This is a genomic window from Dentiradicibacter hellwigii, from assembly GCF_041770905.1.
Lineage (GTDB): Bacteria > Pseudomonadota > Gammaproteobacteria > Burkholderiales > Rhodocyclaceae > Propionivibrio > Propionivibrio hellwigii.
In genome coordinates this window covers 288,678-310,173 of sequence record NZ_JBEUWX010000002.1, presented here as the reverse complement: position 1 = coordinate 310,173, position 21,496 = coordinate 288,678, and the positions used below count along the sequence as shown (strand labels likewise).

The window sequence follows — 21,496 nt, the reverse complement described above, 5'->3', positions numbered from 1 at the left end:
GCGTGCCTCCCGCGCAATTATGCGAAGGCATTGACGGGAAAAGAAACGCCCAAACTCCCGCGTCAATGCCAGCAAGAACCTCAGGCGCCTTCTGTTTTCGGCGGCCAAAAACGCTGTATCCAGCAATCGCTCCCTTGGGATATCAGGCGCGAACCTGTCGCAAACCCGCCGCAAACCGGCGCAAATTTCTACACATTCCGGCGCAAGTCGGGTAGCCAGCATCGTCGCGAGGCTTCGCCCAAGCGCTCGTTCAGCCGGGTTTGCCGTCCACGCGCGGCCGAGTCAGGATCGGCACGTATTTCCACAGATAGATGAGAAAACACAGCGTCCAGGATGTTGCCGAAGCGTACAGGCACGGAATGTAGTAGCGATCTGGCAAGCCGAACCAGATAGCGACGCGCAGGATGAGCGCGATGCCGATCAGCCAGTAGCAGAGCGTCTCGCCAAATCCGGCCTTGAGCGGGCGTCCGGTATGGCCAAGCGCCGTGCGCGTGATCATGCCGATGATCAGCCCGGCCATTGCGCCGACGCTCAGGATATGCAGCGTCGCCGCCGGATCAGCCAGACCGAAGGCGGCCAGCCCCAGCACCAGCAGAGCAACGACAATCCAGCCGTGCGCAACATGCAGAATCCACAGCAGCGGCGTAGTGCGTGTCGGCCATGGCCGCCAGCCCCAGATACGCACGAGCTGCACGGCGGCGGCGGGCAGCGCCAGCACGCTGACGAATCCCGGCGGCGCGCCAACCGCCCAGGCAAAAAGCGCCAGCGCCGTCAGCACCACAGCCGCACGGTCGCACCAAGGGTTGCGCCACGGCACGGTTTTCAACGCATTAGCCGTAAAGCTCGGCACGATGCGCCCGGCGATTATCGTTTCCAGCACGGTAATCAGCGCCACGCCCAGGTGTAGGCCAATCAACGGTTCAACATCAAACCAGAGGTGCGCGCCGGCGTGCACCAGCGCATTGGCGGCCGCCAGCGCGAGCAGCAGAAACGGCGCGAAATAGTTGCGGCGATTACGGGCGCGATAAAGCAGACGCCCGATGACGACGGCCAGCGTCGGCAGAAAGGCAAGATCGACGACCGCCGCCAGAATAGGCATGCCGGAAAACATCGCCAGCCGCCCGGCCAGCCAGAGCGCGACCAGCGCGGCCAGCCGCCCGCCCTTCGGCGTCGGCAGTCCCGACCAAACCTGCCCAGCCGTTAGCAAAAAACCAGCGATGATGGCAACGGCGAAGCCGAACACCATTTCGTGACCGTGCCAGAGCATACCCGGCAGCACAGGCGCAAGTTCGACGTCGCCGGCGTATAGGGCGAGCCATAGCGGCAGCACCAACGCGGCAAACAGCGCGCCCAGCAGATAAAAGGGGCGGAAGCCAAGGGCAAACAGGGCAAAACCTGCCGGCGGCGTTTTGGGGCGGAGGCGCGGTTCGTCGATTTGAATGATGGCCAAAATGAAACTCCGTGATCGCAAAAAACATATCCATGCCGCGCAGATACCGCAACGCCGCACAAGCATCAACCAATCCGGTTCAGTAATGCGGCGGCACCTCTTCACGCAGGCTGGGCGGCGCGGCGGACCCAGCCGTTGCCTGCGCTTCCGCATCCGCCTGCATCTGCCGGTAAAGATGGCGCAGCTGCGCTTGCAGGAGCGAAAGTTCCTGTTGTTGACGGAAAACCGTGCGGTTGAGTTCCTCAACCAGATCTTCCATCAGGCTCAAGCGGATTTCGAGTTCGGTGTTTCGGTCATTCACGGCCATGCCCATCCATGCTTCCAATGTTCCCCAGACAGCGGCGTCACAAAACCGCGCCGGCAAATTATAATCGGCGCCTTCAATAAACCAAGAAACTCCAGAGGATTCCCGTCATGCCGCTCGTTTCATGCCGCGCCTGCGGCCACCAGGTCGACACTTCGGCGATGGCCTGCCCCAGCTGCGGCGCCACCGACCCCGGCAAAAAAATCAGTCGGCAGCAGCGCAATCTCATCATTTTTCTCATCCAGCTCGTTTTCTGGGCCTGCGTTCTGGGCATGGGCGGCCGTTACGTGTGGACGCACTGGATTCCGCCGCTCAAGCAATTCGTCGCTAAAAGCCAGGCCGCCGCACCGTCGTCAGGCGCGCCTGACATACCGGACAGAATCGGCATGCCGGCAGCCCAATAAGGACGCGGGCTACAGCCGGCCAGTATCGGCGCAGCGATCACGCGGTGTCGGTCGGCACCGCCGCCCGACATCGCCTCCCCTTACCTACGCCGTTCAGCGCTGCGCCCGAAAATCCGCATCGGCCTGCTCGAAACGCGCCTGAACAGCGGCGTCCGGCGCCTTGCCGAGCAGGGAAACGAGTACGGCGGTCACCCCGCAGGCGACAAAACCGGGCGCAATTTCGTAAAAGGTTCGCCAGCCATCCAGCCCCGCCGCGAGCGCGGGGTTCTTCACCTGAACCAGCCACACGACGCACACCAAGGCGCCGGTAATCATGCCGGCCAGCGCACCGCTGGCGGATATGCGCTTCCATAAAACAGAGAGAATGACGATGGGGCCGAAAGCCGCGCCAAAACCGCCCCAGGCGAACTCCACCAGCCCGAGGACTGTGCTATCCGGATCGGCGGCAATCAGGATGGCGATCACCGCCACCGCCAGCACCATGACGCGGCCCACCCAGACCAGTTCTTTCTGCGGCGCCTTCGGGCGCAGAAAGCCCTTGTAGAAATCTTCGGTAATCGCGCTGGAGCAGACGAGCAGCTGGCAGGACAGGGTAGACATCACGGCGGCCAGAATGGCGGAAAGGATGATGCCGGCAATCCACGGGTTGAACAGAAGCGTCGTCAGGGCAATGAATACGCGCTCATCCTTGCCTTCCATCACACCGACCTGGTCGGGGTTGCCGCCGAAGTAGGCGATGCCGAAATAGCCGACCGCCACCGCACCGCTCAGGCAGACGATCATCCAGGTCATGCCGATGCGGCGGGCCGCGCCGATTGATTTGACGTTTTCCGCCGCCATGAAGCGCGCTAGGATATGCGGCTGGCCGAAATACCCCAGCCCCCAGGCCGCCGTGGAGAGGATGCCGATCAAGGTCGTTCCCGTCCAGAGGCTGTCGTACTGTTTCCCCGTTTCCTGCGCGACAGCGGCAATGGCGGCGTGCATCTGCGCCGTACCGCCCAGCGACAGGTACACCATGACCGGCGTCAGGATCAACGCAAAGAGCATCAGCGTGGCCTGCACGGTATCCGTCCAGCTCACCGCCAGAAAGCCGCCGATGAAGGTATAGGCAATGGTTGCGCCCGCCCCCAGCCACATGGCGGTCGTGTAATCCAGGCCGGGGGAAAGGCTCTGAAACAGCCGCGCGCCCGCCACGACACCCGCCGCACAATAGATGGTGAAGAAAAACAGGATGATGATGGCGGAGCTAACCTTCATGAACTGCCCCTGCGCACCAAAACGATGGTAGAAATAATTGGGCAGGGTGAGCGCATTATTGTTGTGCTCGGTATGCACGCGCAGCCGTCCCGCGACGATCAGCCAGTTCAGCCAGGCGCCGATCACCAGGCCGATGGCGATCCAGGATTTGCTCAGCCCGCTGGCGTAAATCGCCCCCGGCAGGCCCATCAGCAGCCAGCCGGACATATCGGACGCCCCGGCGGACATGGCCGTGACGAAAGCGCCCAGCCGCCGCCCGCCGAGGATGTAGTCGTCGAAATTGCGGGTAGAAAAATAGGCCGCCATGCCAATGAGCAGAACGGCGGAAAGATAAATGCCAAAAGTAATGTAGATCGGGTTCATGAAATTATTTTCGCTGTGTTTTCCGGATTTCCCTGCAGCTGCGAATTTTAAACGTTCCCCGTCCGCCGCGGCCAGATTTTCAGATTGGGCGCAGGAAACATCCGGAGACAAGAATCGTCGCACGCCCGTTTCTCGAATCCTTGCCGGAAACTCATAAAACATGGCAGAAAACATAAATCGCCCGGAGCCCCTTTAAAAATAAGGGCTTCGGCGCATCAAAAAATATAAAACGGAAAACTGCGCGCAATGATCGTTGACTTCCGGAGGCGATGCTTTGACAACAAAAAGCGGCGGCGACTAGACTGCGCGAATCCTTGAGTGAACCTTTAACTGCCACCGGAGGAAACCATGTATCAGCATCTCATTTATGAGCAACAATGCGAAATCGACGTCGTTATCCTGAACCGACCGGACACGGCTAATGCGTTTACCCAGGAAATGCTGGACGAAGTCGCCGCAGTCTTCACACAAATCGAGCGGGATTCTCCGGCCCGGGCCGTTATTTTGAAGGCTGCCGGCAAGCTCTTCTCCGGCGGCGGCGACATCAAAATGTTCCGCGACCTTCTTGCCGCCAAGGCGCCCTTGCCCGTCGAACTGGTGCTGGGTACGGGGCGCATGGCGCTGGCGGTGCGCCGCTGCAAAAAGCCTGTTGTCGCCGTGGTTCAGGGAGCCGCCGCTGGCGCCGGCTTCGGCCTGGCGATGGCTTGTGATTACCGCATTCTGTCCGAATCCGCCAAGCTGGTTCCGGCGTTCAACGGCATCGGCCTGTCCGGAGATACCGGCCTCATGTACTTTCTGGGCAAAAATCTGGGGCCTGCCCGCACCTATGAACTGATGACGCTCAAAACCGCCCTCAGCGCCCGGGAAGCCAAGGATCTGGGGCTGGCCACCGAGATCGTTCCCGACGATGCCCTGGAAGCCCAGGGAAAAGCTTTTACCGAGAAACTCCTGCACAAGCCGACCCGAATCCTGGAACGGCAAAAAGCCTTGCTCAACGCTTATTTTTACAGTGAGCTGGAAACCTTCAACCAAGAAGAAGCCGTGGCCATGCACTTATCCTCCAAGGAAGCAGACTTTGCCGAAGCGGTTTCGGCCTTTCTGGACAAACGCCCGGCAAAATTCAGCGGGCGCTGACCGGCGGCGGGACGTGTCGGGACGTCGGGTCATCGAGGCGTGAGGGCAACAGGCATTCCCAAACGCTTCCCGGCAAGCGCCGCTGAACCCCGCGTAAACAGGGCGTTTCCGGGCAGGCACCTCTGAAACGCCCTGTTTATAAGGGTTTCAGGGCATACCCCTCGGAGACGCCCTAAATACGCGGGCTAGCGGGCAGGTACCCTGAGATACTTTAAATATAGGAATTGCCAAGACCTGCGCGCTGACCTTCACCTGCGAGGCTTCTCTTGATGCCGTTGCGCTGAGCGGCAGCGTGCCCCGCTGACTTTCTTTGCCTCGCCAAAGAAAGGCGACCCCCAGGCGCAGAAAGCTCCTTGTCGCGGGTTTGCTTGTCGGCGGGCTTGATAACTCGCTGCGCTCAGACAATCAAGCCCTTGTTCCCGCCAAGCTGCCCCGTGTCTTTCTGAAATAGCGGCTTCCTTTGCCAAAATACAGCGTTGCTGTGTTGGCCTGGCCTTGCCGTACTACTCGTACTGTCTGTGGCTCGCCGCCTTGTCTTTTGGCAAAGTCGAGCCGCTATGTTTTGAGCGTCTCAAATATGGGTGCCCTGAACCCCGCGTATTTAGGGCGTTTGCGGACAGGCACCTTTGGAACGCTCTATTTATAAGGGTTTCAGGGCATACCCCTCGGAGACGCCCTAAATACGCGGGCTAGCGGACAGCCACCTTTTGGGGAAGGCGTCACGGAGCCGTCGCGTCGGTGGCCGATGGGTTTTTTATTCTCCCCCTGTGGGGGAGATGCCCCGAAGGGGCAGAGAGGGCAACACGCCGAAGCCTTGGCTTCTGTTACTTCAGATGGGATTTGATTTTTCTTCTGCGCTTTATTTGCCTTTTTATCCTCTCCCAAAGGGTAAGGTTTTTTGGGGTGCTCCGAACCCCACGCGGATAAAGGCGTTCCGGGCAAGTACCTCTGGAACCCTTATCAATAAAGGGCTTCAGGGTAAGCCCCCCGGAGATGCCCTATTTACAAGGGGTTTACGGGCAGCTCCTCTGAAACGCCCTAGATACGCGGGCTGGCGGGCATCTTTTCTGCGGCGCCCAAAAAATACCGTTGTCCGTTACGCCGGCTTTTTCATGCGGGCGGGCGCGCTGGTTTATCTTCCGCAGCCGTTTCGTCGTGTTCCGAGGCTGCTTCGGCGAGCATGGCTCGGCGCGTTTCCGGCGTTTCCAGGCTGATGCGCCCAAGCCGGCCATCCCGATAATCCTGCAGCAGTACGAGCGAGGCCTTGGCAAAATCGAGCGCGCCGCCGCGCATCCGCAACGCCCGCCGGCGCGCGACGCTTTCGATGATGTCTACGGCATCCAGTTCTTCGACCGCGAACCCATAACGCGCCGCAAGCAGCGCGGGATAACGCTCGCGCAGCAGCCCGGCAAGAAACACTGCGACTTCCTCGTCAATAACGGCATTGCGCCCAATGGCATGACTGGTCGCGAGCATAAAGCCATCGCTGTCATACTGAATTTTCGGCCACATCAGTCCCGGCGTATCGATGATCGTCTGCCGTGCGCTCAGGCGGTGCGCCTGCTGCATCTTGGTCACCGCCGGCTCGTCGCCGACCTTGGCGATCTTGTGGCCGACGAGCGCATTCATCAGCGTCGATTTGCCGACATTGGGAATCCCCATGATCATCATGCGCAGCGGTTTGGTCGTGTCGTTGCGATGTGGCGCCAGCGCCTGGCACAGTGCGGGCAAGCGGGCAACTTCGCCGGCGTTGCGGCTCGAAATCGCCACGGCGCTGACGCCCGGCTGCCGGTTGAACTCGGCGATCCAGGCGCGCGTGACCGCCGGATCGGCGAGATCGGACTTGTTGAGCACCTTCAGGCAAGGCCGCTGCCGATGCCGGCGCAGATCGGCCACCAGCGGGTTGGCGCTGGCCGCCGGCAGGCGCGCGTCGACGACTTCGATAACAACGTCGATATTGGCCATCGTTTCGGCCGCCTTTCGGCGCGCCGACACCATGTGTCCGGGAAACCACTGAATTGCCATGAACGATCCAGAAAAGTCAGAACTCAAATGTGGGGGATGCAATAAACGGGGGGCATTATCGCATTGCCGGCGCATGAGTCCGTGCTTTATCTGCCCGGCTGCTGCGCTTTGTTCTATCGATCGCTCTTTTTTTGCCCGTACGTGCCTTACGCGAAGCACGATAAAATCGCCCGCATCATGAATCCCAAAAAATCCCCAAATACCCGGCACAGCGGCAAGCCCCCCGCGCCGGCGCCTGCTGAACCGTTGATCGCCGGCCAGTCGATCGAACTGCTTAAGGAACTGCATATCCTGACGCGCGAGGGCAAGCTCAACCAGGACAGCCGCCGCAAGCTGAAACAGGTTCGCCATCTCTACCAGTTCATCGAACCGCTGCTGGTTCATCTACAGGAAGCGCAAGGCGATTTCACGCTCGTCGACCTTGGCGCGGGCAAGTCGTATCTCGGCTTTATCCTCTACGATCTGTTTTTGCATCCCCGGCATTGCGGGCAGATTTTCGGCATCGAGACGCGCGCCGAACTCGTCACGCGTTCGCGTGAACTGGCTGGCCGCCTGGGTTTTTCCCGCATGTATTTTGAGCATCTGAGTGCCGAGGCTTCGATTCATGCACCCACCCTGCCGGCGCGGGTCGATATCGTCACCGCCCTGCATGCCTGCGATACGGCGACGGACGATGCCATCCGCTTTGCCCTGCACAAGCGCGCCCGCTTTGTGGTGCTGGCCCCCTGCTGTCAGGCGGAAGTCGCCGCCGTCCTGCGCCAAAACAAGAGTGCCGCGCTGGCACGCACTCCGCTCGCCGAACTGTGGCGTCACCCAATCCACACGCGCGAATTCGGCAGTTTGCTGACCAATGTGTTGCGTTGCCTGCAACTGGAAGCCCATGCTTATCGCGTCACCACCACCGAACTGGTCGGCTGGGAACATTCGCTCAAGAACGAGCTGATCATCGCCGAATACACCGGGCAAACGCGCGGCAACGCGGCGCAACGGCTGGCGACGATCCTGCACCAGCTGGGCCTTGAAGCGCTAAGCAGCCGCTTTCTCGATTCTCCCGTTCCGCCCGCTCCGGCAGAAAATAATGCATGAATGCCGAGGGAATGCTTCCCCGGAACGGCTTCCAGCGCACCCCGACTTTGTTTCATGCATAAATACTGATATATTCGGTGCGTGGAAACCGCCTGCCGATGGCGGTTTTTTCGTTACCCAGACTTTTCGTGTGACCGCTCTGACCATTGGGCAGAGCGGTAGTATTTTTGGAAATTAAACAGTGTGTGGCAAGACGATTGTCGGGCGCCAGCCTGTCCGGAATGGCCCCGATTTCATCAACGCCGGTGTGACACACTTTACATAGACATGCATACTCACAGATCTATTTTTGTAGCCACGGGCTTGATGCTGTTCGCACTGTTTTTCGGCGCGGGCAATTTGATTTTCCCCGCGCTGATGGGGCAGCAGGCGGGGGATCACATTTTCGCTGCCATGAGCGGCTTTTTGCTGACCGGCGCCGGACTGCCCCTGCTGGGCGTTATCGCGGTCGGCTATTCCGGCTCGCGCGATGTACAGGATCTGGCATCGCGCGTTACGCCCTGGTACGGCACGCTGTTTGCCGTGATGCTGTATCTGGCGATTGGCCCCTTGTTCGCTATTCCGCGTACAGCAACCGTATCCTTCGAAATCGGCGTCGCGCCCTTCCTCGGTGAACTTGATGAATACGGCAAAAGACTGTATCTGGCGGCCTTCTGTCTACTCTTCTTCGGTGCGTCGTACTGGCTGTCAATTTCGCCGGGCAAGCTGGTCGACCGCATCGGCAAGGTGCTCACGCCGGCCTTGCTCCTGACCATCGCCATTCTGGTGATCACCGCGGCCATAAAACCGATGGCCGCGCCGCAGGCGCCGCAGGCCGCGAGCGGCTACGACACGCACGCGCTGACCCAAGGCATCATCGCCGGTTACGAAACGATGGATGCGCTCGCTTCGCTGGTCTTCGCCATCATCGTCATCAGCAGCGTACGCAGCAAGGGCGTGTCGGATAAACGGCAAATGCTTAGCCTGACGATGCGCGCCGGTTGCGTGGCGGCGCTTTGCCTGTCGGTGGTTTATGTTTTCATTGCCTATATGGGCGCCACCAGCGTTGGCGGCATCGGCCTGCAACAAAACGGGGCGGCCGTACTCTCGAAAAGCGCTGAACATTACTTCGGCAATGCCGGCAAAATCTTGCTGGCCGTGATCGTGTTCCTTGCCTGCCTGTCTACCGCAGTCGGGCTGATCACTTCCTGTTCGGGATATTTCAACCGCCTGCTGCCGCGATGCGCCTACCGCACCTGGGCCATCCTCTTCACGCTGGTGTCCTGCGGACTCGCCAATGTCGGGCTCAACACCATCATCAAACTTTCTGTGCCCGCACTGATGTTGCTCTACCCGCTGACGATCGCTCTCATCGCACTCGCCCTGCTCCATAATTTTTTTGGCGGCGGCCGCATCGTCTATATCTGCACGATGCTCGCGACAGGGACGGTCGCACTGTTTGACGGCTGGAAAGCATTTAGCGGTGTCGAGCACGGCCTGCCCATGCGCCTGCATGCGCTGTTTGGCGACTACCTGCCGCTGTACGCCTCCGGCTTGGGCTGGGTAGTGCCGGCGCTGATCGGTTTTGGCATTGGCATGACCATAAAGATTCTGCAACGCCCCAGGCCAGCGATCGATTCCACACCGTCCTGATTAGCGAAAAAACACAGAAACGCGCCGCTCATGCGTGCGATGGCATTCGGGTCTTTCTGTAATGCATACCATAATGTAGCAACAGCATCAGAAAAAAGCCCGCCGCCTGACAAAGTACGATGCAGGCGCCCGTCGAGGCATCGAGCCGAAAGCTGATCAGCACGCCGGCGTAGGTGGCACACATTGAGAGCAGCGCGGCAACGATCAGCATGTGGTGAAAACGGCTGACCACCAGTTGCGCGCTGATTCCGGGCGCAATCAGCATCGCCACCGCCAGTACGACGCCAACGGCCTGCATTGCGCCGACAGCAGTCAGCGCCAACAGCGCCAGCAGGCCGACATAAAGGAACGGCACGGACAGGCCACTGAGCCGTGCATGGGCGGCATCGAAAACGAACAACATGAAATCGCGCCATTTCAAGGCCAGCACAATCAGGACCGTTAGGCAGATCCAGAGAACCTGCCAGCGCTGCCCGGGCTGCATGCCCAGCAGGTTGCCGAACAGAATGTGCGTTAAATGCTGGCCGCTATCGGCTTTCTGGAAAAGAATGATGCCAGCGGCAAACATGCCGGAAAAAACGATGCCCAGTAGCGTATCGCTCTTCAGGACGCTGCGGTATTCGAGCCAGCCGGTCGTCAGTGCGCAAACAAGCGCGGCGCAAAATGCACCCAGCGCCAGCGGCCATCCAAAAATGGCTGCGATAACGATGCCGGGCAGAATGGCGTGCGAAATGGCATCACCCATCAGCGCCCAGCCTTTGAGCACCAGGAAGCACGAAAGCATGGCGCAGGTCAATCCGAGCAGCAAGGCAACCCAGAGCGCTTGCTGCATGAACGGATAATTAAATGCCTCCAGCCAGCCGCTCATACGCTGCCCTCCTCCCCGTATCGAACGGGCGCTGTGCATTGCAGTCGATGAGCGCTCTTCGTCTGTGTCGCACGGTGTACGGCGAGATGCTTGATGGCAAAAACCAGCAGAAACAAAAAACTTTGCAGAACGACGATGACCGCACCGGTCGCAGCATCAAGAAAATAACTGGCATAGGCGCCGACAACGGCTGTGACGACACCAATGATCAGCGCGCAGATCAGCACGCGACCGAAACGGTCGGTCATCAAAAAAGCCGTCGCGCCCGGCGTAATCAGCAAAGCAATAACTAAAATGGCGCCGACAGTCTGCAAGGCGGCCACAACGGCTGCACTGACCAGTGCGAAAAACAACCATTGCAGGCGGCGCACCGGCAGACCCGTGGTCACAGCCTGCACGTCGTCAAAAAACAGCAGCATGAAATCCCGCCACTTCAGCGCCAAAATCAGCAAGGAAACGCCAGCAATGACTAGCATCTGCCACAGGTCACTGTCGGCAATGCCCAGGATATTGCCGTAAATCACGGCTTGCAAATCCACTGCTGTCGGGTACAACGAAATGATCAGCAAACCCGTAGCAAAAAATACGGAGAACACAAAACCGATCACTGCGTCCTGCCTCAGCATCGGCAGGCGACGCAGCACCAGCATGGCGGCGGCGGCGAATAGCCCAGTGGTAAACGCCCCCAGTGCGTAAGGCAACTGCCACAAATAGGCCACAGCAACGCCCGGCACGACGGCATGCGAAAGCGCATCGCCAATCAGCGACCAACCTTTGAGCAAAAGAAACACGGAAAGTAACGCGCAGACGCAACCGATCAAGGCGCTGCAAAACAACGCCTTGAGCATAAAGTCATAGTGCAAAGGCTCAAGCAGAAAATTCATGGCGCATCACCTGGGAGAATGATTCCAGCCACAGACCATCAAGCCTGCCCACCAAAAAAGACGGCCGGATGTTCGTCATCGCTGACAATACGTACCTGCGGCGCGGTTTCACCGAGACCAATATTCTTGAGCATGCCGCCGAAGGTGCGCTCCAGATTGTCTACCGTATAAACATCCGCCACTGATCCGCGGGCAATGACGGTGCGGTTGAGCAGCACCACTTCGTTGCAGTAGCGCGGCACTGCCCCCAGGTTGTGCGTAGAAACCAACATCAAATATCCCTGCTCACGCAGCGCCTGCAACAGATCCATCACCGCATATTCCGTTTGCACATCGACGCCGGTAAAAGGTTCATCAAGCAGAATGACGCGACTCTCCTGCGCCAGCGCACGCGCCAGGAATACCCGTTTTTTCTGGCCTCCGGAGAGTGCGCCGATCTGACGCTCGGCAAGATCGGCAATGCCCATGCGCTCCATTGCCGCGCGCACCGCCACGCGGTCGGCATCGTGCGGCCGACGCAGCGGCCCCATATGGCCGTAACGCCCCAGCATAACGACATCCTTGACCAGAATCGGAAAATGCCAGTCGATATTTTCGCTCTGCGGCACATAGGCAACGCTGTTGCGTTTGAGCGCCTGCGCCACGGGCAAGCCGTTGATCCGCACCGACCCCTTCTGCGGATGCACGATGCCGATAATGGCATTGAACAAAGTGGATTTGCCGCTGCCATTGACGCCAACCAACGCACAGGTCACCCCGCCGCGCAGAGAAAACGATACATCGTGAATGGCGCGGTGTCCGTTCGGATACGTTACAGCGATATCCGCCACTTCCAGTGAAGTGTTAAGCGAAGTGTCGGTCATTTCATCCGGAGTCATGATCAGCAGGCAAATTCCATCATTAATTTCGGCGATTCTGGAACCCGCAAAGCGCAGTTGCGAAGCTTTAAAAAGCTGGCAAACATGACGCCTGTGAGGTTCATTCCAGTTCCTTTATTTCAATTGCGCGCGTTTCTCTCCAGTCCATTTACAACGGTGATCTCAATCAGCAGCCAAGCCGTTTTCAGATTTCCAATCATTCGCAGTATCGATTTCGTTCAGCCAAAAACTGCCCATGCCTATCCTTCGCTACTGATATCGCCCGCCCCGGACAAAACTTCAATGCAGCCACAGAGCAACGGCCTTTTAGGCACTGAATTGAGGACGCAGGCAGGGTCACTTCGCCTCCAAACCTTTCATCACGGTGTCCGTTGTCACACGCAGAAGATCAAGGAAAGTCGGTACCGGGCCATTCGCAGCAGAAAGCGAATCTACGTAGAGCACACCGCCATAGCGCGCGCCGCTTTCCTTGGCGACCTGCTTCGCCGGTTTGTCGGATACCGTACTTTCGCTGAAAACCACCGGAATCTTATTTTTACGCACCGTTTCGATTAGCGCGGAAACCTGCTGCGGCGTACCTTGCTGCTCGGCGTTGATCGGCCACAAATATGCTTCACGCAATCCCAAGTCACGCGCCAGATAGCTGAATGCGCCTTCGCTCGTCACCAGCCAGCGCTGCTCGGCAGGCACCCGTTCGACGCGTTTACGCAATTCACCGTCCATCGCATTGAGCTTCTCCCGGTAAGCCTGCGCCCGGCTGTGGTAACCGGCCGCATGTTTTGGATCATGCTTCACCAGCGCGGCTTCGATATTGTCGACATAGATCCGCGCATTGGCGACCGACATCCAGGCGTGCGGATTCGGCTTGCCATCGTATTCACCGCCCCGGATTGACATGGGGGTAACGCCCGCGGTCACAACCACGGAAGGCACATTCTTCACGTTGGAAAAAAAGCGCTCGAACCAAACCTCCAGGTTCAGCCCATTCCATAAAACCAGATCGGCCTGCTGCGCCCTGATCAAGTCTTGTGGCGTCGGTTCGTAATTGTGAATTTCAGCCCCCGGCTTGGTAATGGAAAGCACTCTGGCGTCGTTGCCGGCAACATTTTTTGCCATATCGGCAATCACGGTGAACGTCGTCACTACGGTAAACGGTTTGCTGGCCGCAGAGACCTGCCCGCATAAAGCCAAGGCTGAAACCGCCATCAACACACGCGCACATGCACGGATATATGGATACATACACACACTCCTTTTCTTGATTTTTGAAATTCTAAAAAACCAGGGAAAGATCCTTTTCCTAAAAAGGATCAACGCACGAAATGATAATTCTTATCATTTAAAAATGCAAACTAGATGATGATTCGACACGAAAGCCGCAAGAAGTACGTTGAGCGGATTGATTAATTATCAGAATTACCGGCGGCAGCCGATTGCTGGGACTGCTCTGGGCACGATATTTATTTCAGGCGTGCCGGCCGTCAAACGTGCTGCGTTTTTCCGCGTGCACCTTTAGCGGCGTTTAGCGGCGGATTCTGACTCAGGCGGCAAAGGGGAAAGCAGCACTTTATCAACACGGTTTTTATCCATGTCGATAACTTCGAAGCGGTAGCCAGCCACCTCAAAATAATCTCCGGCGATGGGGATGCGGCCGAGTACGAACATCATCAAGCCACCCAGCGTGTTGAAAGCATTTTCATCTTCGCCAGGCAGATCATCCTCGATACCAGAAAGCTGTTTGACGCGCTCAATGGCTAAACCACCGTCGATCAGCCACGAACCGTCCGCGCGTTGAACGGCCTCCTGTTCCTCATCGATATCCGAAGATGGCACTTCACCGACAATGGCGGTCAATACGTCCGTCAGCGTCACCAGGCCTTCCAGCTCACCATACTCATCGACAATCAACGCACACTGCTCGCGCGCCTTGCGGAAATTCTCAAGCAGATGCGTTGTCGTCACCCCCTCCGGGACATACAACGGCCGGCGCAAAAAGCGTTCGATATTGAGTTTTTCGCCAGCCAGCGCCGGCTGGAGAAGATCCACCGTGCGTAGAATACCAACGACCTGGGAGAGATCATCACGGCAAACAACGATACGCGTATAAGGGCTTTCCGCCACACGGGCGCGGATCTGCGCTTCCGGGGCATCCAGGTCGAGCGCGTAAATATCATTACGGTGCGTCATGATCGAAGCAATCCGCTGCTCATCCAGACGCAGCACGTTGGAAACGATCGTCTGTTCGCTTTCGTGGAAAACGCCGGCCTCTGCCCCCTGTTCCATCAACACGTTGATTTCATCGTCGGTTACGGGGGGTTCAGCGCGCTGCCGCGCCCCCAGCAAATGCAGCACCAGTCCGGAAGAAGCAGAAAGCAGCCAGATCAGCGGTTTGCCAATCTTGGCCAGCACGCCCATCGGCGGTGCAATCAGGGCGGCAATCCGCTCGGGTGCCAGCAAGCCGAGACGCTTGGGCACCAGCTCGCCAATGATGATCGAAAAATAGGTGAGCGCGACGACGACGACTGTCAAGGCAACTCCACGCGCATAAGGCGCCAGCCCCGGCCATTGGGACAACCATTCAGTCAGCGGCGCGGCCAGCGTATTTTCCCCGATAGCGCCGCTCAGGATACCAACGGTGGTAATACCCACCTGGATCGTCGATAAAAAGCCCGATGGTTCATTGCTCAGCGCCAGTGCCGCTTGTGCGCCGGGACTACCGTCATCGGCCAGTTTCTGCAAACGCGCCTTGCGCGCCGAAACGACAGCGATCTCGGACATGGCGAAAACGCCATTGATACAGATCAGAAAAAACAGCAGCAGGAGATCCATGGCCGCAACCGTGGGGCTATCTCAGCAAAGATCCGTTGCCATATCGCGCTATCGCGGTCATGGCATCTGGGAGCCTGTCTATATCTTGCAGCTGTGACGATGTACCTCGACCGGTAGACACAGCGGCGGCGATACGACGGTACCCGGGGAATACCCTGCCCATCTTATTTAATGCGCTGCAGCTTTGGACGCCCGGAAGGTGGTAATGGCGCGCCGTCATCATCATGACCATCATCACCGTTCCGGCCTTCATGACTCGTCAATTTAGGCGCAACAGCATCAGATCCCCGATCGAGCGACATTTTCTGATCCGTTTCCTGCGCATCATTTTGGGCGGGGCTGCTTTTTTCGTACTCAAAGGCCATGCCATGACCATTTTCCCGCGCATAGATGGCGACAACATTGCCTACCGGAATCAGAATATCCCGCGGCACACCACCGAAACGCGCCTGAAAAGAAATATCTTCATTACCGATGTTGAGTCGGTTCGTTGCCTCATAATCGATGTTCAGAACGATGTGTCCATCGCGCACGAACTCACGCGGCACGCGCGCCCATTCATCGGCGACGACGGTGATATAGGGCGTAAACCCATGATCGCAACACCATTCATGGAGTGCCCGAATCAAATAAGAGCGGGTCGATGGAAGGCTCACGGCGTCTATGGCTCCTGCGGAAAAATAGGCACCGACGGTTTAACGCCGCATGGCCTTTTCGGAAGGCGTCAGCGCATCAATATACCCCTGACGGCTGAAAATCCGTTCAGCGTATTTCATCAGCGGCGCCGCCGATTTCGGCAAATCGATACCATAGTGTTCAAGCCGCCAAAGCAAGGGAGCAATGGCCACATCAAGCATCGAGAACTCCTCGCCCAGCATATGCTTCTGCTTAACGAAAAGCGGCGCCATCTCAATCAGGCGTTCACGGATGATCTGGCGCGCCTTTTCCGCTGTCTTGAGATTATTTTTTTCCAGCGGTTCGATATAGGCGAATATTTCGCGCTCCATGCTAACCAGCAACTGACGCGCGCGCGCGCGCATGATCGGATCGGGCGGCATCAACTGAGGATGTGGGAAACGCTCGTCGATATACTCATTGATGATGTTCGGCTCATATAGAATCAGGTCACGCTCGACGAGCACCGGCACCCGACCATACGGATTGACGGCGGCAATGTCATCGGCCTTGGCAAACAGATCGACATCGACAACCTGAAAATCCATGCCCTTTTCGTAAAGCACGATGCGGCAACGCTGGCTGAACGGGCATGTCGTGCCCGAATATAAAATCATCATGGTTATCCGTATCCCAAAAACACGCCCGTAAACGCCGGCTGCAAAGCGCACTCACCCCCTTTGGCGATGAGCGCAACGGCAAACCTGGCCGATCAGCGCCGGTCTATGTCGCTCATTTGCTCATCAAACTGCACTCACGCTTGAAGCCCGGCAAAATGTAAAACGCCATGCGATACCCCTCAATCCATGGCTGGGGCCGATTATACGCCAGCCCTATCGGCAAATGAAGCAGCGACACCGGGCGGAAACGGCAGAAAGACTCGACAACGGCCCCGGCGTGCTACTCCGACAGCGCCCGGCGTTCGCGCAAAGCCTGCGCCAATGTCCCCGCATCGACGAATTCCAGTTCGCCGCCAACCGGCACGCCGCGGGCAATGCGCGACACCCGGATAGCGCGGCTTTTCAGCATCTCGGTCAGATAATGCGCCGTCACCTCACCCTCATTGGTAAAGTTGGTCGCCAGAATTACTTCCTTGACGATGCCATCACAGACGCGCGCCAGCAGACGCTCCAGCCGTAATTCGCGCGGCCCCACGCCATCCAGCGGCGAAACCCGCCCCATCAACACGTAATACAGACCGGAATAGGCTTGTGTCTGCTCCATCATGTTCATGTCAACGGGCGTTTCGACAATGCACAGCAGCGAAGGGTCGCGGCGCGACGAGGCGCATCGCTCACACAGCTCGCTTTCGGTCAGTGTGTTACAGCGCTGGCAATGACGCAGGGCGAGCAGCGCGCGTTGCAAGGCGTCGGCCAGATTCTGTGCGCCCGGCCGATCGCGCTGCATCAGGTGATACGCCATGCGCTGCGCCGATTTTGGTCCGATGCCGGGCAGACAGCGTAGCGCCTCGATCAAGGCTTCGAGACTTGAAACCGTGGTCATCAGAACGGCAACTTCATACCGGGCGGCAAATTCAGGCCGGCGGCAAATCCCGCCATACGTTCCTGCGAGATCTGTTCAGCACGGCGCACGGCATCGTTGAATGCCGCCGCAATGAGATCTTCCAGCATTTCGCGGTCATCCATCGCCGACGCATCGATCGCGACACGGCGCACATCATGCGCGCAGGTCATCGTCACCTTGACCATCCCCGCGCCGGACTGCCCCTCGACCTCGACCTGCGCCAACTGCTCCTGCGCCTTCCTCATGTTTTCCTGCATTTGCTGCGCCTGCTTCATCAGGCCGGCAATTCCACCTTTCATCATGCTGTATACCTCGTATCGGGAATGTTGAAGGGTATGAATGGTACGTCGTGATCCATATCATGCTTGCATCAAACGGGTTTGATGGACGAAGCCACCAGTGTTGCATCAAACAGATCGATGGCCTCGCGCACGAATGCGTCCTGTTCTATGGCCGCCACGGCCTGCGCCTGCCGCGCCTGCTCACGCTTCTGGGCGGCAGCAGCGGGCGTGTCGCCGGAAACCGCGTCGACGTCGATACGCAGGCGGATGGCGCGCCCATAATACGTATCCAGCGCCTGCTGTAGCTTGTCCTGCGCCGGTTTCATCAGTAAATGCCGGTGTTCCGGCGCCAGCACCAGCGTCATTTCCGCCGTATCCGCCTGGCGCAGAGCACAATGCTGCGCCAGCTCGCGCGCCATACCGCCGAGTCCGGATGCCGTCAGTGCAGCCAGAATCTGTGCCCAATGATCCTGCGCTGCCGAAATGTCAGCCCCGGCTGGGGGCGCATCGTCATGCGTAAGGGACGGTTTCAGCGAAGCCTTTTTTTTAGATGCGACGGCCTCTTTTTCAGGAACAGGAATCTCCGTCTCCAATTGCGCCGGCGCGCTGGTCGCTGCGGCAGATCGGCGCGGCACGTCCTTCTGATCCTTAGGGTTAGCCGGATTTGCATGGTCTTCGCCCTGTGCTCTGCGCGCTTTTTTCCCTATTGCCCGCTGTTCGTCTTTTTCATCCTCATCGCCTGCCTGCACGGGGCGGAAGGCATGCAGGCGCAGCAGAGTCATGATGAAACCGGCACGCTCGTCGGGCGCCAACGGCAATTCCTGCCGTCCGTGGATGGCGATCTGGTAGCCGAGTTGAATGGACTCCGGGTCGAAACGCGCCGCCAGATCGAGCAGGCGTGCGCGTTCAGGTAAATCGTCGGCAATCGCGGACGGCGCCAGCTGCGCGACCTGCAGCCGTGTAAACAATCCTGACAATTCCTGCAAGGCTTCGTCAAAAGACAGACTGCGTGCCGCCATCGCCTCGACAATCCGCAGCGTGGCCGCCACGTCGCCCGCCTGTAGCGTTTCCAGAATGTCGTACAGATAGTCGAGATCGACCGCGCCGAGCATATCGCGCACCGACGCCTCTTCCACCTTGCCCGCGCCGTGTGCGATCGCCTGGTCGAGTAGCGAAAGCGCATCGCGCATGCTGCCCGAAGCCGAGCGCGCCAGCAGGTTCAAGGCGCCCGTTTCGGCCGGAATACCTTCTGCCTCGAGAATATGGCGAAGGTGATCGACGATAAGCTGCGGCGGCATCTGCTTGAGGTTGAATTGCAGACAACGCGACAGTACCGTCACTGGGATTTTTTGCGGATCGGTCGTCGCCAGGATGAACTTGATATGCGCCGGCGGTTCCTCCAGTGTCTTCAGCATGGCGTTGAAGGCCGAATTCGACAGCATGTGCACTTCGTCGATGACATAGACCTTGAAACGCCCGCGCGTCGGCGCATACACGGCGTTTTCCAGCAACTGCCGCATTTCATCAACTTTGGTGTTAGTCGCCGCATCCACTTCGAGCAAATCGACGAAACGGCCGCTGTCGATTTCCGTGCAGGCGGAACAAGTACCGCAGGGCATCGCCGTCACGCCGGTTTCACAATTGAGCGATTTGGCGAGAATGCGCGCCAGCGTTGTCTTGCCGACACCGCGCGTGCCGGTAAAAAGATAGGCGTGGTGCAGCCGCTGCTCATTCAGCGCGTGCGTCAGCGCCCGCACGACGTGCTCCTGGCCGACCAGGCTGGCAAATGTTTTCGGCCGCCATTTGCGCGCCAGAACCTGATAACTCATGCGCCGATTCTACCCCGGATTACCCTGCGCCCGAAAATTGCGAACACACCGTAGCGCGCCGCCTATATTTCAGCACGCGCCGCACGACGCCGTGCGTGTTCCTGCAGATAGCGCTTGCGAATGCGGAGGGTCTTGGGCGTGATTTCGACCAGTTCATCATCGTCGATGAATTCGACGGCCGATTCCAGGGTGAGCTGGATCGGCGGCGTCAGATTGATCGCTTCGTCCTTGCCAGCAGCACGGATATTGGTAAGCTGCTTGGTCTTGATCGGATTGACCACCAGATCGTTGTCGCGCGCGTGAATGCCGATGACCATGCCCTCGTACAGCCGGTCGCCAGGCACCACGAACATCCGGCCGCGTTCCTGAAGTTTCCACAAGGCATAGGCCACCGCCTCACCCTGCTCGGCCGACACCAGCACGCCATTGCGGCGGCCGGGGAGATCGCCCTTGAGCGGGGCATAATCGTCGAAGACATGGCTCATCAGCCCGGTACCGCGCGTCAGATTCATAAATTCGCCCTGAAAACCGATCAGGCCGCGCGCCGGGATGCGGTATTCGAGCCGCACACGTCCGCGCCCATCGGAAACCATGTCCTGCAGCTCGCCCTTGCGATAGCCAAGCGCCTCCATGACGCCGCCCTGGTGCGTTTCTTCGACATCCAGCGTCAGCATTTCATACGGTTCGCACGGCTCGCCGTCGATCGTTTTGATGATCACCTTCGGCCGCCCAACCGCCAGCTCGTAGCCTTCACGGCGCATCGTTTCGAGCAAGATAGTCAGGTGCAGTTCGCCGCGCCCGGACACCAGAAACACGTCGGTATCCGGCGTATCTTCGACACGCAGCGCCATATTCGTCAGCAATTCCTTGTGCAGGCGCTCGCGGATCTGTCGGCTGGTTACATACTTGCCTTCGCTGCCGGCATACGGCGAATCGTTAACCATGAAAGTCATATTCAGCGTCGGTTCGTCGATCTTCAGCATCGGCAAAGCTTCCGGCGACTCCTGGTCGGCAATCGTACAGCCGATGGACAGTTCATCGATCCCCGTCACCAGTACGATGTCGCCCGCCACCGCTTCGTCGAGCGTTACCCGCTCGATGCCTTTAAAGCCGAAAATCTGGTTGAGCCGTGCACTTTTTGGCGCGCCGTGGGGAAAGCTGCCGTCCGCTTGGGGCTGCCCGTAGAGCACCGTGACCGGCTGTGCCGGCCTCAGGCGGCCGCGCTGGATGCGGCCGATACCGATGCGGCCGACATACGGCGAATAATCAAGGGCTGCGATCTGCAATTGCAGCGGCCCGTCGATATCGTTCGCTTCGGGCGGCGGCACATGCGTCAAAATCGCTTCAAACATTGGCCGCATATCCACCCCCGGCCGTTTCAGGTCGGTTGCCGCCGTGCCGTTTAGGGCGGAGGCATAGATCACCGGAAAATCGAGCTGTTCGTCTGTCGCACCCAGTTTGTCGAAAAGATCAAAAGTGTGATCGACCACCCAGTCTGGCCGCGCGCCGTCACGGTCGATCTTGTTAACGACGACAATTGGCCGCAGCCCCAGCGCCAGCGCTTTTTTGGTGACAAAGCGCGTCTGCGGCATCGGCCCCTCGACCGCATCAACAAGCAGCAGTACGCCATCAACCATGCCCAACACGCGCTCTACCTCGCCGCCAAAATCGGCGTGCCCCGGCGTATCGACGATATTGATATGCACCCCTTGGTAATCGACGGCCAGGTTCTTCGCCAGAATCGTGATACCGCGTTCGCGCTCGATATCGTTATTGTCCATGACACGCTCGGCGACGTGCTGGTGTGCGGCGAATGTTCCCGCCTGTTGCAGGAGTTTATCGACCAGCGTGGTTTTTCCGTGGTCGACGTGGGCGATGATGGCGATATTGCGGACGGCGCGTGACATGAAACACTGACCTGTTAAAAGGGGCGGTGATTCTAGCACGCCGCATGCCAACGCACTTGCTCGCCTGCGTGCCGGCGGATGCCGAAACAAAGCGCCGCTGCAAAATGACACGGCGGCGCGTTTCCCGATAGGTGCCGCTGGAACCCGCGTAAACAGGGCGTTTGCG

19 protein-coding genes are annotated in these 21,496 nt (G+C 58.8%); 4 read left to right on the top strand and 15 right to left on the bottom strand.

Features of this window, described 5'->3' with window-relative positions; genetic code table 11:
* Positions 1-250 precede the first annotated feature (250 nt).
* Positions 251-1,450 carry an NnrS family protein gene (locus ABCS64_RS03730; protein WP_418890577.1) on the bottom strand — a complete coding sequence of 400 codons (1,200 nt, stop codon included), beginning with the start codon at positions 1,448-1,450 and terminating at the stop codon, positions 251-253.
* A 79-nt stretch (positions 1,451-1,529) separates the two neighbouring features.
* Complete coding sequence (locus ABCS64_RS03725) at positions 1,530-1,757, bottom strand: SlyX family protein (RefSeq protein WP_418890576.1); 228 nt, start codon at positions 1,755-1,757, stop codon at positions 1,530-1,532.
* A 107-nt stretch (positions 1,758-1,864) separates the two neighbouring features.
* Between ABCS64_RS03725 and ABCS64_RS03720 the strand changes: the two genes are divergently transcribed.
* Positions 1,865-2,158 carry an FmdB family zinc ribbon protein gene (locus ABCS64_RS03720; RefSeq protein ID WP_418890575.1) on the top strand — a complete coding sequence of 98 codons (294 nt, stop codon included), beginning with the start codon at positions 1,865-1,867 and terminating at the stop codon, positions 2,156-2,158.
* Between the two features lie 93 nt (positions 2,159-2,251).
* Here the strand turns inward: ABCS64_RS03720 and putP are convergent, their stop codons facing one another.
* Positions 2,252-3,778 (bottom strand): sodium/proline symporter PutP, encoded by a 1,527-nt coding sequence (gene putP, locus ABCS64_RS03715; RefSeq protein WP_418890574.1) that lies wholly within the window; start codon positions 3,776-3,778, stop codon positions 2,252-2,254.
* A 348-nt stretch (positions 3,779-4,126) separates the two neighbouring features.
* Between putP and ABCS64_RS03710 the strand changes: the two genes are divergently transcribed.
* Positions 4,127-4,912 carry an enoyl-CoA hydratase/isomerase family protein gene (locus ABCS64_RS03710; protein ID WP_418890573.1) on the top strand — a complete coding sequence of 262 codons (786 nt, stop codon included), beginning with the start codon at positions 4,127-4,129 and terminating at the stop codon, positions 4,910-4,912.
* Between the two features lie 1,110 nt (positions 4,913-6,022).
* Here ABCS64_RS03710 and ylqF read toward each other — a convergent pair.
* The gene (gene ylqF, locus ABCS64_RS03705; RefSeq protein ID WP_418890572.1) at positions 6,023-6,937 is read right to left on the bottom strand and encodes a ribosome biogenesis GTPase YlqF; all 915 of its coding nucleotides are present in this window, start codon (positions 6,935-6,937) and stop codon (positions 6,023-6,025) included.
* Positions 6,938-7,114: 177 nt separating this feature from the next.
* On the opposite strand from ylqF, the gene ABCS64_RS03700 reads away from it, so the two are divergent.
* Positions 7,115-8,023 carry a class I SAM-dependent methyltransferase gene (locus tag ABCS64_RS03700; protein WP_418890571.1) on the top strand — a complete coding sequence of 303 codons (909 nt, stop codon included), beginning with the start codon at positions 7,115-7,117 and terminating at the stop codon, positions 8,021-8,023.
* Positions 8,024-8,290: 267 nt separating this feature from the next.
* Complete coding sequence (gene brnQ / locus ABCS64_RS03695) at positions 8,291-9,655, top strand: branched-chain amino acid transport system II carrier protein (protein ID WP_418890570.1); 1,365 nt, start codon at positions 8,291-8,293, stop codon at positions 9,653-9,655.
* A gap of 28 nt (positions 9,656-9,683) precedes the next feature.
* Here brnQ and ABCS64_RS03690 read toward each other — a convergent pair whose 3' ends face one another.
* From ABCS64_RS03690 to typA, 11 genes are all read right to left on the bottom strand, one after another.
* The gene (locus tag ABCS64_RS03690) at positions 9,684-10,523 is read right to left on the bottom strand and encodes a metal ABC transporter permease (RefSeq protein WP_418890569.1); all 840 of its coding nucleotides are present in this window, start codon (positions 10,521-10,523) and stop codon (positions 9,684-9,686) included.
* Positions 10,520-11,407, bottom strand: a complete 888-nt coding sequence (locus ABCS64_RS03685) for a metal ABC transporter permease (RefSeq protein ID WP_418890568.1) — start codon at positions 11,405-11,407, stop codon at positions 10,520-10,522. Before ABCS64_RS03685 ends, ABCS64_RS03690 begins: the two co-directional genes overlap by 4 nt.
* A gap of 38 nt (positions 11,408-11,445) precedes the next feature.
* Complete coding sequence (locus tag ABCS64_RS03680) at positions 11,446-12,285, bottom strand: metal ABC transporter ATP-binding protein (RefSeq protein WP_418890567.1); 840 nt, start codon at positions 12,283-12,285, stop codon at positions 11,446-11,448.
* A 336-nt stretch (positions 12,286-12,621) separates the two neighbouring features.
* Positions 12,622-13,527 (bottom strand): metal ABC transporter substrate-binding protein, encoded by a 906-nt coding sequence (locus ABCS64_RS03675; protein ID WP_418890566.1) that lies wholly within the window; start codon positions 13,525-13,527, stop codon positions 12,622-12,624.
* 270 nt (positions 13,528-13,797) lie between these two features.
* Positions 13,798-15,114 carry a hemolysin family protein gene (locus tag ABCS64_RS03670; RefSeq protein ID WP_418890565.1) on the bottom strand — a complete coding sequence of 439 codons (1,317 nt, stop codon included), beginning with the start codon at positions 15,112-15,114 and terminating at the stop codon, positions 13,798-13,800.
* Positions 15,115-15,278: 164 nt separating this feature from the next.
* Positions 15,279-15,770, bottom strand: coding sequence for a ClpXP protease specificity-enhancing factor (locus tag ABCS64_RS03665; protein ID WP_418890564.1), 492 nt, complete (start codon positions 15,768-15,770; stop codon positions 15,279-15,281).
* 39 nt (positions 15,771-15,809) lie between these two features.
* Positions 15,810-16,409, bottom strand: a complete 600-nt coding sequence (locus ABCS64_RS03660) for a glutathione S-transferase N-terminal domain-containing protein (protein ID WP_418890563.1) — start codon at positions 16,407-16,409, stop codon at positions 15,810-15,812.
* A 280-nt stretch (positions 16,410-16,689) separates the two neighbouring features.
* On the bottom strand, positions 16,690-17,292 hold the full coding sequence (gene recR, locus ABCS64_RS03655) for a recombination mediator RecR (RefSeq protein ID WP_418890562.1): 603 nt from the start codon (positions 17,290-17,292) through the stop codon (positions 16,690-16,692).
* The gene (locus ABCS64_RS03650; RefSeq protein ID WP_479686647.1) at positions 17,292-17,615 is read right to left on the bottom strand and encodes a YbaB/EbfC family nucleoid-associated protein; all 324 of its coding nucleotides are present in this window, start codon (positions 17,613-17,615) and stop codon (positions 17,292-17,294) included. Before ABCS64_RS03650 ends, recR begins: the two co-directional genes overlap by 1 nt.
* A 68-nt stretch (positions 17,616-17,683) precedes the next feature.
* Positions 17,684-19,423, bottom strand: coding sequence for a DNA polymerase III subunit gamma/tau (dnaX, locus tag ABCS64_RS03645; protein WP_418890561.1), 1,740 nt, complete (start codon positions 19,421-19,423; stop codon positions 17,684-17,686).
* Positions 19,424-19,485: 62 nt separating this feature from the next.
* Positions 19,486-21,330 carry a translational GTPase TypA gene (gene typA, locus ABCS64_RS03640; protein WP_418890560.1) on the bottom strand — a complete coding sequence of 615 codons (1,845 nt, stop codon included), beginning with the start codon at positions 21,328-21,330 and terminating at the stop codon, positions 19,486-19,488.
* Positions 21,331-21,496 lie beyond the last annotated feature (166 nt).

What these genes read in the sequence shown, in the direction of transcription:
- ABCS64_RS03725 (WP_418890576.1), bottom strand. Translation starts at nt 1,757, where the DNA reads ATGGCCGTGAATGACCGAAACACCGAACTCGAAATCCGCTTGAGCCTG.
- ABCS64_RS03660 (WP_418890563.1), bottom strand. Translation starts at nt 16,409, where the DNA reads ATGATGATTTTATATTCGGGCACGACATGCCCGTTCAGCCAGCGTTGC.
- ABCS64_RS03670 (WP_418890565.1), bottom strand. Translation starts at nt 15,114, where the DNA reads ATGGATCTCCTGCTGCTGTTTTTTCTGATCTGTATCAATGGCGTTTTC.
- ABCS64_RS03710 (WP_418890573.1), top strand. Translation starts at nt 4,127, where the DNA reads ATGTATCAGCATCTCATTTATGAGCAACAATGCGAAATCGACGTCGTT.
- ABCS64_RS03680 (WP_418890567.1), bottom strand. Translation starts at nt 12,285, where the DNA reads ATGACTCCGGATGAAATGACCGACACTTCGCTTAACACTTCACTGGAA.
- ABCS64_RS03720 (WP_418890575.1), top strand. Translation starts at nt 1,865, where the DNA reads ATGCCGCTCGTTTCATGCCGCGCCTGCGGCCACCAGGTCGACACTTCG.
- ABCS64_RS03675 (WP_418890566.1), bottom strand. Translation starts at nt 13,527, where the DNA reads ATGTATCCATATATCCGTGCATGTGCGCGTGTGTTGATGGCGGTTTCA.
- dnaX (WP_418890561.1), bottom strand. Translation starts at nt 19,423, where the DNA reads ATGAGTTATCAGGTTCTGGCGCGCAAATGGCGGCCGAAAACATTTGCC.
- ABCS64_RS03700 (WP_418890571.1), top strand. Translation starts at nt 7,115, where the DNA reads ATGAATCCCAAAAAATCCCCAAATACCCGGCACAGCGGCAAGCCCCCC.
- typA (WP_418890560.1), bottom strand. Translation starts at nt 21,330, where the DNA reads ATGTCACGCGCCGTCCGCAATATCGCCATCATCGCCCACGTCGACCAC.
- brnQ (WP_418890570.1), top strand. Translation starts at nt 8,291, where the DNA reads ATGCATACTCACAGATCTATTTTTGTAGCCACGGGCTTGATGCTGTTC.
- ABCS64_RS03685 (WP_418890568.1), bottom strand. Translation starts at nt 11,407, where the DNA reads ATGAATTTTCTGCTTGAGCCTTTGCACTATGACTTTATGCTCAAGGCG.
- ABCS64_RS03650 (WP_479686647.1), bottom strand. Translation starts at nt 17,615, where the DNA reads ATGATGAAAGGTGGAATTGCCGGCCTGATGAAGCAGGCGCAGCAAATG.
- ylqF (WP_418890572.1), bottom strand. Translation starts at nt 6,937, where the DNA reads ATGGCAATTCAGTGGTTTCCCGGACACATGGTGTCGGCGCGCCGAAAG.
- putP (WP_418890574.1), bottom strand. Translation starts at nt 3,778, where the DNA reads ATGAACCCGATCTACATTACTTTTGGCATTTATCTTTCCGCCGTTCTG.
- recR (WP_418890562.1), bottom strand. Translation starts at nt 17,292, where the DNA reads ATGACCACGGTTTCAAGTCTCGAAGCCTTGATCGAGGCGCTACGCTGT.
- ABCS64_RS03690 (WP_418890569.1), bottom strand. Translation starts at nt 10,523, where the DNA reads ATGAGCGGCTGGCTGGAGGCATTTAATTATCCGTTCATGCAGCAAGCG.